This window comes from Acinetobacter sp. YH12095 (assembly GCF_013419245.1).
Taxonomy (GTDB): Bacteria; Pseudomonadota; Gammaproteobacteria; order Pseudomonadales; family Moraxellaceae; genus Acinetobacter; species Acinetobacter towneri.
In genome coordinates, this window is record NZ_VPAL01000011.1 from 44,664 (window position 1) to 62,592 (window position 17,929).

Consider the following 17,929-nt stretch of genomic DNA (forward strand, 5'->3'; position numbering starts at 1 on the left):
AACATAGAGTCTTGACGCAAAATTCGTTAAGATAGCATGATTAATTTGTAGACGAAAAAGAGTATTGATTATGGCGGATGCAACTGCTGGCAAAATCCCTCACGTATTGGTGATTATGGATGGTGTGGGTCATCGCGAAGCGGTCGAAGACAACGCGTTTTTAGCAGCGAAACGACCAAATTTGACTGCTATGCAGGAAAAGCATCCGCATGGTTTGATCTCTGGTTCAGGTGAAGATGTGGGCTTGCCAGATGGTCAAATGGGTAACTCTGAAGTTGGTCACATGAACTTGGGTGCAGGACGTGTGTTGTACCAAGACTTTACCCGTATTACCAAAGACATTCGTACAGGCGCTTTCTTTGAACATGAAGTGTTGGTCGATGCGGTAGAAAAAGCCAAAGCAGCCAACGGTGCAGTGCATCTGCTTGGTTTATTGTCTGAAGGCGGTGTGCATTCGCATGAAGATCATATCGTGGCGATGGCAGAATTGGCATTAAAACGTGGTGCAAAAGTTTATCTACATGCCTTTTTAGATGGCCGTGATACGCCACCAAAAAGCGCGCAGCCTTCTTTGGAAAAACTGGACGCATTATTTGCACAATATCCAAATCAGGGACGCATTGCCAGCCTGATTGGTCGCTACTATGCGATGGATCGTGACAACCGTTGGGATCGTGTAGAACAAGCCTATCGTCTACTTACCGAAGGTGAGGCAGTACGCACTGCGGCAACTGCGGTTGAAGGCTTGGCAGCGGCTTATGCGGCAGATGAAAGCGACGAGTTTGTTAAAGCCACCCGTATTGGTGAAATTGCCAAAATTCAAGATGGCGACAGCGTGGTGTTTATGAACTTCCGTGCTGACCGTGCACGTGAATTGACCAAAGCCTTTGTGGAACAGGATTTTGCTGGTTTTGAACGTAAAGTTGTGCCGCAATTGTCTAAATTTGTGATGCTGACCCGTTATCAAGCCAGCATTGCTGCGCCAGTGGCGTACATGCCAGAAGATTTGAAAAACTCGATTGGTGAATATTTATCAGACTTGGGCAAAACACAATTGCGTATTGCTGAAACTGAAAAATACGCACACGTGACGTTCTTCTTTAGTGGTGGTCGTGAAGATGAATATCCGGGTGAAAAACGTATCCTGATTCCATCGCCAAACGTAGCAACCTACGACTTAAAACCTGAAATGAGCGCTTATGAAGTGACTGATGAACTGGTTGCAGCCATTAATTCAGGTGAATATGATTTGTTGGTGGTGAACTATGCCAATGGCGATATGGTCGGTCATACTGGTGTGTTTGATGCAGCTGTCAAAGCAGTGGAAGCAGTAGATACCTGTTTGGGTCGTGTCTATGAAGCGGTGATGGCGAAACAAGGTCACATGATTATTACCGCGGACCATGGTAACGTCGAGCAAATGCAAGACTATGACAGTGGCCAGGTACATACTCAGCACACTACTGAATTGGTACCATTCATTTATGTCGGCCCAACTCAGGCCACCATTTTAGAAGGTGGTGTGTTAGCAGATGTTGCACCAACTTTATTGAATTTGATGCAATTGCCAGTGCCAGCAGATATGCAAGGTCGCAACTTAATTCGCCTACAGGCATAATCCTCGATACAGGTAGGTGATGGAATGACGGCTCACAAAATTTATACGGTTGTGTTGGCAAGCGTGTTGTGTGCCAGTCATTTGAGTGTTTGGGCTGCGCCAGATTTGGAGTTGGATGGCCCTACACTACAACAGGACTATGTCGATGTGCCTGTAGAGTCGATACAGGAATTTGTGCAAATCTATGGCATTGTCAAAGACAACTATGTGACTGAAAAAAGTGATGATGCCTTGTTTCAGCAAGCCATTCGTGGCTTGGTGAGCGGTTTAGATCGTTATTCACGCTATTTAACTGCTGAAGAGTATAAACAACTTTTACAATATACCGAAGGCGACTTGGCCTCGGTTGATTTTACTTTGCGCTATGACGCTGCCCAGCAACATTGGGTCATTCAAAATTTAAGTGCCAATGCCGACTCGGCTAAACAAGGGCTGAAGAATGGCGACAGCCTATTTAAAATTGATAACCAAGAACTGAAAAAGCTGAGTGCAGATCAGGTCAATAACCTGCTCACAGGCTCAGTGGGATCGACTGTAAGCGTACAACGTGCAGCCAATCAGCCTGAAATTATGTTGGTACGCAACAAAAAAGTAGAAACCGATATTCAGGCGCAGATGCTTTCTAATCAGGTCTTGTTGTTAAAAGTACGTGTGTTTCAGCAAGACACCGCCAATGAAATTAAACGCTTAATTGAAGAACATAGCACGCCACGCTTAAAAGCCGTATTGATTGATCTGCGTAATAACCCAGGAGGCTTACTGTCTGCTGCGGTGGAATCTGCCGATTTATTTTTAAATCAGGGTGTGATTGTATCGACCAAAAGTCGTTCTGAAGGCGATCAACAATTTCAGGCGTTACCTAGCTTTGAATTTCAAAATTTAAAAGTCGGAGTACTGATTAATCATCGCTCTGCATCTGCGGCAGAAGTCTTTACCGGTGCTTTAAAAGACCATTCACGCGCTTGGGTGATGGGCGAAAAAAGTTATGGCAAGGGGGTGGTGCAAAAGCTGTTCCCACTTAGCGATGGTGCTGCCTTACAAATGACGGTTTCGCATTATTACACCCCACGCGAGCAAATGATTGAAGGGGTTGGGATTCAGCCGAATCAGCAATATATTCAAAGTCCTGAAATGAAAGAAGAGGCTTATCTTGAGCATGTGGCAGATTTACTGCTGAGCCGCCGTTAAGTCTCATCTGAGTAACACGTATTTTTAGACAGTCTTCATTGTTTAGCGTTTACTCATCTTCAGTATCTAATCCAAACTTTTTCAGACGATAGCGCAAAGAACGGAAAGACATGCCCAATTTTTTTGCTGCCAACGTACGGTTCCAGTGGGTCAGGTGCAGCGCATTCAGTAAAATGTCTTTTTCTACTTTTTCCAAGTAGGCTTCTAAACCTTCTTCAGGCAGTTTGCGTCCTGTCAGCAATACATCTGTCACGATCTGCTGTGGTGTTTCTGCTGTAGGTTGTGATTCAGTGGTTGCTGTATTGCTCATACTGAATTGGCGCAAGGGTGCGGTTTGTAAGTGTTTGAGATCAATAACATCATCATCACTCAGGGTAATGGCACGTTCAATAATATTGCGTAACTCACGCACATTACCTGGATAGTACTGTTCTAATAAAAATTGCTGGGCACGAGGTGTCAGTTGTTTGGCAGGAATGTCCCATTCTTGTGCAACTTTTTGAATGAAGTGGTCTGCCAATAACAGAATATCTTGTCCACGTTCACGCAAGGCAGGCAAGACCAAATCCATCACGTGAATACGGAAGAATAAATCCTGACGGAAACGTCCTTGCTGAACCAAACTTTCTAAGTCCTGATGACTGGCGCTGATCACTCGAAAATCGACATCAATTTCACTATCTGAACCCACAGGACGGATGCGCTTTTCCTGAACGGCACGCAGCAGTTTGACTTGCATGCTCAGTGGCAGTTCGGCAATTTCATCTAAAAATAAGCTGCCACCATGTGCAGATTGAATCAGACCTTGTTTGTCTTGAGTCGCTCCTGTAAAGCTACCTTTTTTGTGTCCAAATAGCTCGCTTTCCATGAGTTCGGTGGGGATTGCACCACAGTTAATTGCAATAAATGGTCCTTCGTTGCGATTACTTAAACGGTGAACCAAATTGGCGACAACTTCTTTCCCCGTACCTGATTCGCCTGTAATAAATACAGGCGCTTGCGAGCGCGCAATTTTTTTGATGGTGCTGCGCAATTGCTGAATAGGCAAAGACTGCCCAATCAACATTTTATATTCAAGCTGATCTTGGCTGTGATGATCGGTGGTGTCGAAAGGTTTATTCAGTGCTTTTTCAAGGAGTTGCTGTAAATGTATTTGATTGACAGGCTTGCTGACAAAGTCAAATGCACCTGCTTTTAAAGCAGCAATCGCAATATCCATATTGCCGTAGGCGGTCAATACGGCAACAGGTACATTCGGATATTGTTCGGAAATCCATTCAACCAGTTGCAAGCCATTGCCATCGGGCAGGTTTAAGTCGGTTAAGCAAGCATCGTACTGATGTTCTGCCAATAATTGCTTGGCTTGTGCTAAACGATACGCGACATGGGTTTGAATCCCCATACGTGCCAAAGTCATCTGCATGAGGGTACAAAGGTCTTCTTCGTCATCGACCAATAAAACCAAAGGTTGAACAGCGTGCATATTTTCCCCAAAACCACACAAAATTAAATCAAAACCACAGCAACAAGATTGATCCAATATCAATCGCGTTTATTCAATGGCACGTAGACATTTCATCCTGAAACATGCGCCTTGTTCTTGTTCTACATAGCTCAGCTTGGCTTGATTCGCCTCGCAAAAACTATGCGATAGATACAATCCTAAACCAGTTCCATTGATTTCGGTACTGAAAAATGGCTGGAACAGATAGAGGAGATCTTGACTGGCGACACCTGCACCAAAATCCCGCACATCAATATAAATATAAGTTGCTTGCGGATAGACCGTAATCTCAATAGGTTGTTGTGCAGTATTGTGCCGAATGGCGTTACGAATCAGGTTAATCAGCACTTGGCGAAACTGCGATTCATCAAACTGGATGCTCAGTGGTTCGGTCAGTGTAAGTTGAATTTGACTCGCTGCATCAGGTAAATCTTCCTGAATGAATTGCGGCAAAAATTGATTGAGCTGAATCGCGACAGGCGTGGTTTGCTTATTTTTGACCATGCTCAGCGTGTCATGAATAATTTTATCAATCCGTGTCGCTTGTTTGCTGATCATGTCGGACAGCAATTGCTGTTGTATAGCATCACTGCCTGTAAATAAATTGTTGGCTTGTACAATGGCTGCCAAAGGGTTGCGAATTTCGTGCGCAATACTGGCAGAGAGTTGTCCCAAGGCGGCTAATTTGAGTTGCTGGACTTGCTGATTGATTTTACGTCCATCTTGCAGCGCCAATAACGTCAGCGTTTGATGCGGCACTTTGAGTTTTTGTACCTGAATATGCACATGAAAATGACTCAGTTGCGACTCGAATTGAAATTTTTCTCCATCTTGCAATTGATCAAATTTGAACAGATCAAATAAATCGGGCTGAATTTTACACAATGGATAGGTCGCGTGCGCATATTTAGGATGAATCCCCAACAGATGACAGGCTGCAGGGTTGCTGAGGACGACATAGCAATTTTCATCTAAAACCAAATAGCCCATTTCGGTTTGTTCTAAAATATAACGGTTGATATTTTGTAGGCGGTTTAATTCCAAAGATTGCGAAAAATTTAGATTTTCTAAAATTTGGAAACGCCGTACTGCAATACGTCCACTGCCATAAACCACCCAAAATAAAAATGCCAATAGCGCACTTTGTCCAATATTATTTAGCGATGAAAAGTCCAGCAAACTCCCAACAAAGTGTTGGTAAATCACCATAATCATCGCGATGAGGGTAATGGCTAAGGCTTTACGCTTTTGCAGCAAGAGTGATGCTGCAAAAATCGTGATCGCAAACAGCAGACTTAAATATAAATTAGGGCCATCGCTGGCAAAAGTCAGGCTACTGAGCGCGATAATATCGACTGCAAAAAACAGGGTCAGTTGTTGCGTGCTTTTAAAAGGAATATATTTATAGCTGATCAGTTGCAGGCAGCTAAAAATAAAATAGCAGACCAAGGTGTATAGATATAAACCCGGGTGCTGATATTGTGTGCCAAGCTGCTGAAAGGTGAGTAGGGTAATCAGCAGCAAACAAAAGGCAATCAGCAGTCGGTAAGTACCATACCACATGCCAAGATGATACTGATTTAACTCAGAATGTTGTTTTAAATCTGGCATATCGTAAAGGTCTTATTTGTGCATCAACAGCGTTGAAAATTTAGGGTTTAATCAGTCCATAACGAATGGCAAGGTGAGTCAGTTTGACATCACTATCAATATTTAATTTTTCAAAAATACGGTAACGATAGGTATTTACGGTTTTTACACTGACAAACAACTTATCGGCAATTTCCTGTGCGCTAATACAATTCACCACCATCATCGCCACTTGCATTTCACGTTCTGAAAGACTATCAAAAGGCGATTGTTGTGTGTCAGATAAGTATGAACTTGCCAGTTGTTCGGCAATGTCGGCACTGAAGTATTTACCGCCCTGCATGACTTTTTTAATGGCACGTACCATTTCACTGACAGGTGCGCCTTTGGTGATATAGCCTTTTGCACCTGCTTTCAGCAATAAAGAAGGGTAGGGTTCTTCTGCCAAACCACTCACCGCCAAGACCTTAGTGTCTGGTGCAGTTTGCAATAGACGACGTGTGGTTTCTACGCCTCCAATCCCAGGCATGTTCACATCTAACAACACCACATTGGGATGATGCTGACGCACTAAGGTAATCGCTTCTTCACCCGATTCAGCTTGTCCAATCACCTGCACATCGGCATGGTCTTCGAGCATACGGCAAATCCCAGTACGTACCAATTCATGATCGTCGACTACTAAAACTGTGATCACCTACACTCTCCCTTTGAAAAAATCATCTTTTTTGTTACATAAAGCAAAATTAGCTTGCAATGAAACGACAAAATTAGCAATGCTATTCTTAATCTAGAATGAAAAGTTCTGCACAATATGGTGTCAAAAACGATTCATTGTTGTATTTTTAAATGTAAGGCATATTTGAGGTAATACGCAAATGTATCTTACCTCCCTGAGTTGAGTAAGCAGTCGTGAAAAATTCTAAGAAGTCGTTCATGCATGTGCTGGTCGCATCTATGATGTTCAGCCTAAGTTCTGTCAGTTTTGCTGAACTTGTCATCAATCCTTCCTCTGGGAGCGACGGTCAGGCGACCTTAAGTTGGTCTTCGGAGCAAGCCGATCAATTCTTAAATGGTGATCTGGAAAGTACCAGTGCGAGCGCTCAGGCTGCGCCAGAGAGCTATGTTGCTGAACCTACTCCGCCAGGTTCAACGAAAATTACCACTACAGTGCGTAGTAGCAATGGTGTTGCACCTGCTTCCACTGCGCCTAAAACAGTCCGTATTTTAGATACCTCTGCTTATAGCAACCAACCATCAGTTAATGCACGTGCGGCTTTGGTGATGGATGCGCAAACAGGTGAAGTGCTGTATAGCAAAAATACCAATGTGGCATTACCTATTGCATCTGTGACCAAGGTGATGACTGCCGTGGTGACTTCTGATGCACGTTTGAATATGTCTGAACAAATCACTTTGCAATCGATTGATTTTGCAGGTGCAGCAGGTAAAAACTCAAGCTCAACTTTGCGTGTGGGCGACAAGTTAAACCGTGCCGAAGCGTTACTGTTTGCATTAATGAAATCTGAAAATCCTGCAGCAGCAGCGTTGGCACGTACTTATCCAGGTGGGAAAAATGCCTTTGTAGCCGCAATGAATGCTAAAGCGCGTGAATTGGGCATGCATTCTACCCGTTTTACCGAAGCAACAGGCTTAGACCCACGTAATGTATCTTCTGCGCGTGATTTGGGTATTTTGGTCAGCACCGCTTCGCAATATGGTTTGATTCGCCAATTCTCAACCACGCCAACCTATGACTTTAACTTGGGTTATCGTGTTTTAAAATCTAACAATACCAATGCACTGGTACGTAATGGTGGTTGGAATATTAATCTGTCTAAAACAGGCTATATCAATGAAGCAGGGCGTTGTGTGGTGATGCATACCACTTTGAATAACCGTCCTGCAGTGGTGGTGCTTTTGGGTGCAGATACTTCACAAGCACGTACCAATGATGCAACTCGCTTAATGAGTTGGGCAAGCCAGTTACCTAAACGTATTTAAGAGCACATTCAGCTTGGAGCGTTGAGTTATCAATCGTATGACTCAACTTCCGTTAAAGTTGCATGATTCCAAATACAAAAAAACCTGCTAATGCAGGTTTTTTTGATCACGATTCAAAACTTACATGTTTGAAAGGATAGAGTCTTTTACTTGTTGCATTGTGGCATCAATAGAGAGCATCACCGCATCTGCACATTGTTTCATTGCAGTGTCAGGATCTTTCAGACCGTTACCTGTTACGGTACATACAATCACAGAACCTTCTTTGATTTTACCTGCTTTGATGTCGCGCATTGCACCACCAATAGACGCAGCAGATGCAGGCTCAACAAATACGCCTTCATACATTGAAAGCATGCGCTGTGCTTCTAAAATTTCAGCATCAGTTAGCTCATCAAACCAACCTTCTGAATCGCGTACAACGGCTTTGGCATGGTTCCAGCTTTGTGGGTTACCAATACGAATTGCAGTTGCAACAGTTTCAGGGTTTTCTACAGGCGCACCACGTAAGAATGGTGCAGCGCCAGACGCTTGATAACCCACCATGATTGGGCGGCCTTCAGGGTTTGGACCTGTGAATTTGTCCGTTGCTGCGTCATAGACCACTTGCTCGAATTGATCGGCAGATTGGTTGGCAACCGCTTCGGTATAACCCATCCAGTGTGCAGTAATGTTGCCTGCGTTACCTACAGGTAAGCAGTGGTAATCTGGTGCACGACCTAACTCATCTACAATTTCATACGCAATGGTCTTTTGACCTTGTAGGCGGTAAGGGTTGATCGAGTTCACAATGGTCACAGGTGCTTGGTCAGCAACTTCTTTAACTAGACGCATACCATCGTCAAAGTTACCGCGGATTTGCATGGTGATGGCACCGTACATCATCGCTTGTGCCATTTTACCCATGGCAATTTTGCCTTCAGGAATTAAAACGAATGCTTTGATGCCTGCACGTGCAGCATAGGCAGCAGCAGCAGCAGAAGTATTACCTGTAGATGCACAGATAATGGCTTTTGAACCTTCTTCAACTGCTTTAGTAACTGCCATGGTCATACCACGGTCTTTAAATGAACCTGTCGGGTTTAAGCCTTCATACTTCACATAAATTTCAACATCTTTACCAATAATGCGTGGAATATTCTCAAGCTTAATCAGTGGCGTGTTTCCTTCGCCTAGAGAGATTGCACGTGTGGTTGCAGACACTGGTAAACGGTCACGATAACGGTCAACTAAACCAGTATAACGATTGGCATTCGACATGATGATGTTCCAATTGTGTGTAGAGCTTGGCAAGGGGAAATACTCCCCTCCACCCGATTAATTATCAAGCGATTCTAAACGAATTCGTACAATTTCGCCATGAATGGTTGGCAATGCTTGAATTTGTTGTAACGCTTCATCCATTTTTGATTCTAGGACTGGGTCAGTCAGAATCACGATAGGAATAAGGTCTTTTAAGCGTGATTGCTGCATGATGGCATCAATACTGATTCCCGCACGGCTTAAAATGGTGGTTACATCGGCAAGTACGCCAGTTTGGTCTTCGGCATTAATGCGAATGTAGTAACCCGTGGTCATTTCTTCACGGCTTAAAATTGGCAAGTCGGTTAAGGCTTCAAATGCCAATTGTGGAATTGTACCTGCGCCATCTTCGGTATAAGAAATGTCACGGACAATATCAACGACATCGGCAACTACCGCAGAGGCTGTTGGGCCTGCACCTGCACCTGCGCCATAATAGAGCGTTGGACCAACCGCATTGGCTTGTACCAAGACCGCGTTTTTCACGCCATTAACATTGGCAATCAATTCTTCTTCAGGAATTAAAGTTGGGTGAACACGCAGTTCAATACCTTTATCGGTACGACGGGCAATACCCAAGTGTTTGATGCGGAAACCGAGTTCTTCGGCATATTTCACATCTTGCGCGGTCACTTTGCCAATACCTTCGGTAAAGACTTTGTCAAACTGTAGCGGAATACCAAATGCACATGAAGCCAAAATAGTCAGTTTGTGAGCAGCATCAATACCTTCGACGTCAAAAGTCGGATCGGCTTCGGCATAGCCTAATTCTTGTGCTTCTTTCAGTACATCTTCAAATGCACGACCTTTTTCACGCATTTCACTTAAAATGAAGTTGCCTGTACCGTTGATGATGCCTGCCAACCATTCAATTTTGTTGGCAGCCAAACCTTCACGGATGACTTTAATAATTGGAATACCACCTGCAACCGCAGCTTCATAGGCAATTTGTACGGCATTGTCTTCAGCTGCTTTAAATAGCTCATTGCCGTGTTCTGCAAGTAGGGCTTTGTTGGCTGTCACTACTTGTTTGCCGTGCTTCATGGCTTCCATGATCACGTCATAAGCAGGGTGAATACCGCCCATCACTTCAACCACCACGTCTACATCGGGTTGACGGACAATGTCCATCAAGTCGGAGCTTTGCTTGACCGATTCAGGCAAGTTTAGGTCAGGACGCGGACGACGTGTTCCCACATAAGTGATTTCAATTTCACGACCGGTGCGACGTCTAATCTCAGCAGCATTTTCTTTTAATAGTTTAAGGGCACCACCACCCACAGTACCAAGACCGAGGATTGCCAGACGAACTGGTTTCACGTCACACTCCATATTTTAATAACTTTAAGCAAGCCTAGATCATAGCTAAAAAAACGCGCTGACTCTAGGGCAGATCTCACTTATCTTCACAGTATAAAAAAAAGTAAAATAACGCATAAAAAATCGTTATTTATATTGGCTTCATAGATGCTACGTCTTGGTGTATTGGGATGATGCAGCATCCACAGATCCGCTATTTTTATTTGTCTAAGCGCTTGATCAATTCAGCGGTAGACAGATAGCCGCCTAAATATACGCCTTCGGCATTATAAATCGCAGGTGTGCCATTGACGCCCATATTTAAGCCCAATTGATACTGAGCACGAACAGGGTTTTTACAGTTGGCAGGTGCAATTTGTGCGCCATTCATGACCTGATTAAAGGCAGCGTGACGATCTTCGCTACACCAAATTGCTTCCATAGCAGGCATGTGCTGTTCACCACGCGGCCAAGCAATGTAACGGACTTCAATGCCTTTACCATTCATTTCATCCATTTGCTCATGTAGACGATGGCAATATGGACAGCTGACATCGGTAAATACATAAATGACGTGTTTGGTTTTGCCTTTGGCAGGGAATACCAATAAATCTTCCTGTTTTAATTCAGCAAAAATTTTCTTGTTCACGCCTGCTTGCAGGTTTTCACTGACGTTATGTAGTTCTTTGTCACCTAAACGGATCACATCGCCCTGAATAATGTATTTGCCATCACTGGTGGCATAGACCGATGACATGCCTTCAAGACTCACCCAAAATAAATTTGGAACTTCAGTGGCTTTAATGTCGGTAATTTTGGCGTTGATACCTGCAGTTTTAAAATGTTGCTGCAAGGTTGTACTTAAACGCTGTTGTGCATTGCGTTCAATTAGGGTTGATGCTTCACCCGTTGCAGGCGCACTGGCGGTGAGTGTGGTTTGCTTTTTATCTTCATTGTTTGCATTTGAACATGCGGTGATTGCAAAAGCACTTGCCAGTGAACAGGCAATCAAAAGTGTCGAGCGGGTAAATGTCATAAACAACCCTTTCTTGTTGGCATAAAAAATAGAGCGTTAGCATAACAAAAAATATTCGTGATCGTTAGGGTCTGTTGCCATTTCATAAATGGCTTACGTTCATAGATGAAGTGTCAACAGACCCTATGCTTCTACGTCGTTTTTGTTTTTTTAAGCCCGTGGATGATGTTGGGCATGCAATTGCTGCATACGGATTTGTGCAACGTGGGTATAAATTTGTGTAGTGGATAAATCGCTGTGCCCGAGCAGCATTTGTACCACACGTAAATCTGCCCCATGATTGAGTAAGTGTGTGGCAAAGGCATGTCTTAACGTGTGTGGCGATAACTCGGCTTGAATGCCTGCTTGCAGGGCATAGCGTTTAATGGCATACCAAAAATTTTGTCGGCTCATAATGCCGCCATGCACCGTTAAAAATAGATAATCGGTGGCACTTTTATACAGTTGCGGACGCGACTCGGTTAAATATTTTTCTATCCATTCACAAGCGACTTGTCCCATAGGCACCAAACGCTCTTTATTGCCTTTACCTACAATTCGTAAATAGCCTTGTTTTAGGTTGATTAATTCTAAACGTAAATTCAGCAATTCCGTCACTCGTAAACCGCAAGCATATAAGACTTCAAGCATGGCACGATCCCGTAATCCGAGTGCAGTGTTGATGTCGGGGGCGTGAATTAAAGCTTCAACATCGGCTTCAGATAAATCTTTGGGTAAGGCACGACCTAATTTTGGGGTTTTATGCGCAGCAACAGGGTTGTCAGAGCGCAGTTTGTGCTCTCTTAAAAATTTATAAAAAGAACGTAGTGCAGACAGGCAGCGTGCAATAGAGCGGGGGCTTTTTTGTTGTTTGGTGAGTTCGATGAGTACATCTGAAATATCGTCATGATTCCATTCAGGCATGGGTTTGCTGACATAGTCACTGCATTGAATTAAATCGGACAGATAGGCATTGCGGGTATGCGGGCTGACACTTTGCGCGATTAAATCGTTGCGATAGCCTTCCAAAAAGCTCAAAGCTTCTGGAATTTGTATTGCAGCAGGAATACGAGGTTTTTTGTTCAGCATAGGAATCACAGACGAAATCACAAAATTAATTGAGAAATTCGATAATAAGCAGCGTTATTTTCTACTCTAATCCAATTCAGCAGGGCTGTCGATGTGATATAAAGCATTTAAATGTAAGTCGACCTTATTTGTTAATTGTTCTCATTTGCATGTTATAATGTGCAAAATGGTATAGGAATTTCACGGTGCGTTTGTCAGAACTTAAAGCAAAACAAACAGCCATCATCCGTCAGGTATTACGTACTGCCGATGGTGGAACATCCCTTAGTGACTTAGTGGCAAACCGCTTAGAAACACTGGGTTTTGTGCCGGGTACGCAGGTGCAGGTGATTACCAAAGGTATTTTTGGTGGTGATCCAATCTTGATTCAAGTGGGATTTACCCGTTTTGCTTTGCGCAAAGTAGAAGCTGAACGCATTGAAATTGAACAAGGGGTGTCCGCATGAGCGATGCCTTACGTATCGCACTTGTAGGGAATCCAAACTGCGGTAAAACATCTTTATTTAACCATTTGACAGGGACACGTCAAAAAGTTGGCAACTACGCAGGCGTGACCGTAGAGCGTAAAGTCGGGCAATTCACCTTGCCTTCGGGACAGGCGGTGCGGGTGTTGGATTTGCCTGGAACTTATAGTTTAGAAGCCACCAGTCCCGACGAAGCCATTACTCGAGATGTGGTACAAGGCAAAATAGCCGAAGAAGGTCAGCAAGATGCCTTTCTTTGTGTCGTGGATGCCACCAACCTGAAATTGCATTTGGGCTTGGTTTTGGAAATGATTGCACTGGGTCGTCCGATTTTGTTGGTACTCAACATGATGGATGAGGCGCGTCGTCGTGGCATGCAAATCAACACGCAAAAATTGTCTGAGCGTTTGGGTGTACCTGTGGTGGAAACCGTGGCAGTGCGTGATTCAGGTATTCAAAACTTAATGCATGCCTTAGATCAGGGCAAATTTGCTGTTCCGCAGACAGAATTGACAGGCTTAACAGGCAGTCAGCATCAACGGATTCAAACCATTTTGCATGATGTGGTGCACTTTGTAGATCAAGAAGACAAACGCTCCGACTTCCTCGATAAAATTTTTTTACATCCTGTATTCGGTTTAGTCAGCCTTGCGGTGATGATGTTTGTTGTCTTCCAAGCGGTATTTGCTTGGGCTGCACCGTTTATGGATGGCATCGAAAGTTTATTTGGCTGGCTAGGCGAAGTGATTGGCGAAAACATTAGCCATCCCTTGCTAAACAGCTTGATTGTGGATGGCATTATTGCGGGCGCAGGCGGTGTAGTGGTGTTCTTGCCGCAAATTTTAATTCTGTTCCTGTTTATTTTAATTTTGGAAGAATCGGGCTATTTGCCACGTGCCGCATTCTTGCTCGATAAGCTGATGTTTAGCGCAGGTTTGAGTGGTCGTGCCTTTATTCCATTGCTGTCTAGTTTTGCCTGTGCAGTGCCAGGCATTATGGCAACGCGTAGTATTGCTGACCCACGTGATCGTTTAACCACGATTATGGTTGCACCGTTAATGACCTGTTCTGCGCGCTTGCCTGTATATGCCTTACTCATCGCGGCATTCATTCCCAATCAAACTGTATGGGGTATGTTTAATTTACAAGGTCTGGTCTTATTTGGTCTGTATATGGCGGGCATTGTGAGTGCCTTGGGCGTATCTTTTGTGCTTAAATTTTTACAAAAAGATAAATCTGAGCATGTCTTGTTGATGGAGTTGCCTAGCTACCGTTTTCCAGACCTAAAAAGTGTTTGGATTGGTTTGCTAGATCGCGCCAAAATTTTCTTAAAGCGTGTCGGTGGCATTATTTTTGCACTGTCGATTTTATTGTGGTTCTTGTGTACGTTCCCGCAGCCGCCTGAAGGCGCGACCATGCCTGCAATTGACTATAGTTTTGCAGGGATGCTGGGGCATGTATTACAGCCAATTTTTGCTCCTGTGGGCTTTAACTGGCAGATCGTGATTGCCTTGATTCCTGCGATGGCAGCGCGTGAAGTGGTGGTGGCTGCATTAGGCACAGTCTATGCCTTATCTGCAGTGGATGAAGATGCCATGTCCCAAGGTTTGGCTGCTTTAATTAGTGGTGGTGGTGAACTGGGCTGGTCATTGGCAACGGGTTTATCGTTATTGGTGTGGTTTATTTATGCACCGCATTGTTTGGCAACTTTAGCAACGGTAAAACGCGAAACAGGATCATGGCGTACGGTCAGTATTATGACCTGCTATCTATTTGGTTTGGCTTATTTCATGTCATTCCTGACTTATCAAACGGCATCGTATTTGTTGGGTTAAGGCACATGCCTGACCTACAGGAGTAGATGAACATGGTTGAAATTTTAATTGTTGCTGCATTGGTACTGTGGAGTGCTGTAGTAGTCTTTAAAAAAGTCTTTCCCAAGACTTCTGGCGCAGTTTTTCTAAAACTCTCCAATTTCTGTACTGAAAAAGGCTGGCATGGCTTGGCCAAATGGCTAAAACCTGCAGCCGCGGCAGGCTGTGGCGGCAGTTGTGGTTGTGATTCTCAAGCTCAACCCGCAGAAAAGAAAGTTGAAGTTCAAGCGGTGAAGTGGAAATAGGCTTGTTTATTCACTTTAGCAATATTCTTTTTAAAAACCGTCTGCAATATGACGGTTTTTTTACGCACTGACACAAAAAAACTGCAGGAACTGCAAACAGAAAAAGCATTCAAAACAGCAAAGTGCTACTATTTTGTCTGTTTCAAAATTAGCGCACAAAATGGGGCAAAAATGTTAATACAACGTGGTGGATTAAAAGTCGTTGCAGGACTTGGTATTTCTGGTGTTGCAGCCGTTAATTTTTTACATCATCAGGGTTACCGCGTTGCTGTGACAGATTCTCGCCCCACACCTCCAGGGCATGACCAAATTCCTGCCGAAGTAGAAACCCGTTTTGGTCAGTTTGATCAGGATTTATTGCTGTCTGCGGAAGAAATTGTGATTAGCCCAGGTTTAGATCCAAAACTCCCTGAAATTCAGGCTGCGATGGCGCAGGGCATTCCTGTGGTGAGTGAAATTCAGATTTTACGTCGTGCGACCGACAAACCTATTGTGGCAATTACAGGGTCTAATGCGAAAAGTACCGTTACCACACTGATTGGTTTAATGGCAGAGCAGGCAGGTAAAAAAGTCGCGGTAGGTGGAAATTTGGGACGCCCTGCGCTGGATTTGATTAAAGATGATCCTGAACTGTATATTTTAGAACTCTCCAGTTTTCAGCTAGAAACCACCTCGAATTTAAATGCAGAAGTGGCGGTAGTGCTGAACATGAGTGAAGACCATTTAGACCGTCATGGCGATATGTTCGGTTATCACACCGCCAAACATCGTATTTTTCAGGGTGTGAAAAAAGTGGTGTTTAACCGTGATGATGCTTTAAGTCGTCCGTTAGTGCCAGATCAAACCCCTATGCAAAGTTTTGGCTTAAATGCGCCTGACCTAAACCAATACGGCTTATTAAAAGATGATGATGGCAGCATGTGGTTGGCACGTGGGCGTGAGCGTTTATTAAAAAGCACCGAGATGTATATTCAAGGCACACACAATATTGCTAATGCATTAGCGTGTTTGGCATTGGGTGAAGCCATTGGTTTATCTATGCACAGCATGCTGGAAACGCTGAAAACCTTTAAAGGTTTGGAGCATCGTTGTGAATTCGTCAAAGAATTATATGGGGTGCGTTATTATAATGACTCCAAAGGAACCAACATCGGTGCAACTTTGGCAGCTTTAGATGGCTTGGGTGCAGCAATTCAGGCACAAGGCGGTAAGGTTGCGATTATTTTAGGTGGGCAAGGCAAAGGGCAGGACTTCACTGCGCTACGCCAATCATTGCAACAATATGCCAAACTGGCAGTGTTGATTGGTGAGGATGCTACGAAAATTGAAACAGCAGTTGCGGGAACAACCCAACTCTTAACTGCAGATACCTTGCAACAAGCAGTTGAAATCTGCCAACAACATACACAAGCGCATGATGTGGTGTTATTGTCACCTGCATGTGCAAGTTTTGATATGTTCTCGGGCTATCCAGAACGTGGTCACAAGTTCGTTGCTTATGTCAACGCACTGGTATAACAACAATAAGGTGTGAGATATGGCTGGCTTTGCTCAGACAACAATCAATAAACTCAATCAGGTCTATGAGCGCTGGTTACCCAAACTGCCAGCGGAAGTGAATGTACGCAATGTACTGATTTTTAGCGTACTGGCGCTGTTATGTATTGGTTCAATCATGGTGGCATCGGCTTCTATGCCTTATGCCGAGCGCATGCATGAAAATGCCTTTCACTATGTATTGCGTCATGGCATTTCTATTGTGGTGGCATTAATCGCTGCCGTGATTGCCTATAGAGTGCCGTTGAATACCTGGTTTAACAACACCTTCTTTCTGTGGATTGTGACCATTGCCTTGTTGGCTGCAGTGTTGCTGGTGGGTACTGAAGTCAATGGTTCTAAACGCTGGATTCGGGTCGCAGGTTTTACCCTGCAAGCTTCCGAAGTCGCTAAAGTGATGATGGCCATTTTTACCGCTGACTATGTGGTGCGCCGTGCCGAAGAAGTGCGTAATAACATTAAAGGTCTGATTCGTCTTGCAGTGATTATGGCAGTCACGGTAGGTTTGGTGATTGCAGAGCCTGACTTGGGGGCGACCGTGGTGATTGCCTTGACCATGTTAGGGGTCTTCTTTTTAGCTGGTGCGCCATTAATTCAGTTTGGTATTGCCTTTGGCGCGATTATTGCCGCCTTTGTGTTTTTGGTGGTATTTGAGCCTTATCGTTTTGAGCGTTTAATGTCGTTCTCAAACCCGTGGAATGACCCTTTGGGTGTCGGTTATCAGTTGTCTAACGCCTTAATGGCATTTGGACGCGGTGAATGGGCAGGCGTAGGCTTGGGGCATAGTATCCAGAAAATGTCCTATTTACCTGAAGCACATACGGACTTTATGTTGGCTGTCTTAGGTGAAGAGTTTGGCTTTTTAGGCATTTTTGTGGTGTTGAGCTTGTCTTTTGCTATACTGATTGCCTGCATTAAAATTGGTCATCGCGCCCTGAAAAACCAGTACTTACGTGCAGGATATTTGGCTTATGGCATCAGCATTATCTTCTTATTACAGATTATGGTGAATGCAGGCATGAATATGGGTATGTTGCCTACCAAAGGTTTGACTCTACCTTTTATTAGTTATGGTGGTTCATCGTTAATTATGTGTGCAGTGATGGTGAGTTTGATTCTGAAAATTGAAGCCAGCACGCATGAGATTAACCCTAGCCGTGAAGAATCCAGCTTCTAGAAT

General features: G+C 44.1%; 15 protein-coding genes. 8 read left to right on the top strand and 7 right to left on the bottom strand.

Annotation, left to right across the window (positions count from 1 at the left end; genetic code table 11):
- Positions 1–70 precede the first annotated feature (70 nt).
- Together gpmI and FTU35_RS08885 are read left to right on the top strand one after the other, a co-directional pair.
- Positions 71–1,618, top strand: a complete 1,548-nt coding sequence (gene gpmI / locus FTU35_RS08880) for a 2,3-bisphosphoglycerate-independent phosphoglycerate mutase (RefSeq protein WP_004975686.1) — start codon at positions 71–73, stop codon at positions 1,616–1,618.
- A gap of 24 nt (positions 1,619–1,642) precedes the next feature.
- Positions 1,643–2,806, top strand: a complete 1,164-nt coding sequence (locus FTU35_RS08885; RefSeq protein ID WP_180064687.1) for a S41 family peptidase — start codon at positions 1,643–1,645, stop codon at positions 2,804–2,806.
- A 49-nt stretch (positions 2,807–2,855) separates the two neighbouring features.
- Here the strand turns inward: FTU35_RS08885 and FTU35_RS08890 are convergent, their stop codons facing one another.
- The 3 genes from FTU35_RS08890 to FTU35_RS08900 all read right to left on the bottom strand — a co-directional run bounded on the left by FTU35_RS08890 (position 2,856) and on the right by FTU35_RS08900 (position 6,597).
- Positions 2,856–4,289 carry a sigma-54 dependent transcriptional regulator gene (locus FTU35_RS08890; protein WP_004975695.1) on the bottom strand — a complete coding sequence of 478 codons (1,434 nt, stop codon included), beginning with the start codon at positions 4,287–4,289 and terminating at the stop codon, positions 2,856–2,858.
- A 69-nt stretch (positions 4,290–4,358) separates the two neighbouring features.
- The gene (locus FTU35_RS08895) at positions 4,359–5,921 is read right to left on the bottom strand and encodes a PAS domain-containing sensor histidine kinase (RefSeq protein ID WP_180064688.1); all 1,563 of its coding nucleotides are present in this window, start codon (positions 5,919–5,921) and stop codon (positions 4,359–4,361) included.
- Positions 5,922–5,961: 40 nt separating this feature from the next.
- Complete coding sequence (locus tag FTU35_RS08900) at positions 5,962–6,597, bottom strand: response regulator (protein ID WP_004975702.1); 636 nt, start codon at positions 6,595–6,597, stop codon at positions 5,962–5,964.
- A gap of 215 nt (positions 6,598–6,812) precedes the next feature.
- Between FTU35_RS08900 and FTU35_RS08905 the strand changes: the two genes are divergently transcribed.
- A complete protein-coding gene (locus tag FTU35_RS08905; protein WP_131260992.1) occupies positions 6,813–7,904 on the top strand; it encodes a serine hydrolase in 1,092 nt (363 codons plus the stop codon).
- 120 nt (positions 7,905–8,024) lie between these two features.
- Here FTU35_RS08905 and thrC read toward each other — a convergent pair whose 3' ends face one another.
- From thrC to xerD, 4 genes are all read right to left on the bottom strand, one after another.
- Positions 8,025–9,164 carry a threonine synthase gene (gene thrC, locus FTU35_RS08910; protein ID WP_004975706.1) on the bottom strand — a complete coding sequence of 380 codons (1,140 nt, stop codon included), beginning with the start codon at positions 9,162–9,164 and terminating at the stop codon, positions 8,025–8,027.
- A gap of 57 nt (positions 9,165–9,221) precedes the next feature.
- Positions 9,222–10,526, bottom strand: coding sequence for a homoserine dehydrogenase (locus tag FTU35_RS08915; protein ID WP_004975708.1), 1,305 nt, complete (start codon positions 10,524–10,526; stop codon positions 9,222–9,224).
- A 199-nt stretch (positions 10,527–10,725) separates the two neighbouring features.
- Entirely contained in the window at positions 10,726–11,541 is an 816-nt protein-coding gene (locus FTU35_RS08920) for a DsbC family protein (RefSeq protein ID WP_004975709.1), read from the bottom strand.
- 150 nt (positions 11,542–11,691) lie between these two features.
- On the bottom strand, positions 11,692–12,609 hold the full coding sequence (gene xerD / locus FTU35_RS08925) for a site-specific tyrosine recombinase XerD (protein WP_004975712.1): 918 nt from the start codon (positions 12,607–12,609) through the stop codon (positions 11,692–11,694).
- Positions 12,610–12,794: 185 nt separating this feature from the next.
- On the opposite strand from xerD, the gene FTU35_RS08930 reads away from it, so the two are divergent.
- The 5 genes from FTU35_RS08930 (at position 12,795) to ftsW (ending at position 17,926) form a co-directional block, all read left to right on the top strand.
- On the top strand, positions 12,795–13,055 hold the full coding sequence (locus FTU35_RS08930; RefSeq protein WP_004975713.1) for a FeoA family protein: 261 nt from the start codon (positions 12,795–12,797) through the stop codon (positions 13,053–13,055).
- Complete coding sequence (locus tag FTU35_RS08935; protein WP_131260988.1) at positions 13,052–14,908, top strand: ferrous iron transporter B; 1,857 nt, start codon at positions 13,052–13,054, stop codon at positions 14,906–14,908. The genes FTU35_RS08930 and FTU35_RS08935 overlap by 4 nt, the downstream gene beginning before the upstream one ends.
- A 32-nt stretch (positions 14,909–14,940) precedes the next feature.
- Positions 14,941–15,192 carry a DUF6587 family protein gene (locus tag FTU35_RS08940; protein ID WP_179991349.1) on the top strand — a complete coding sequence of 84 codons (252 nt, stop codon included), beginning with the start codon at positions 14,941–14,943 and terminating at the stop codon, positions 15,190–15,192.
- A gap of 171 nt (positions 15,193–15,363) precedes the next feature.
- Positions 15,364–16,710 (top strand): UDP-N-acetylmuramoyl-L-alanine--D-glutamate ligase, encoded by a 1,347-nt coding sequence (gene murD / locus FTU35_RS08945; RefSeq protein ID WP_179989651.1) that lies wholly within the window; start codon positions 15,364–15,366, stop codon positions 16,708–16,710.
- 19 nt (positions 16,711–16,729) lie between these two features.
- Positions 16,730–17,926, top strand: coding sequence for a putative lipid II flippase FtsW (gene ftsW / locus FTU35_RS08950; protein ID WP_154321144.1), 1,197 nt, complete (start codon positions 16,730–16,732; stop codon positions 17,924–17,926).
- The last annotated feature ends 3 nt before the right edge of the window (positions 17,927–17,929 follow it).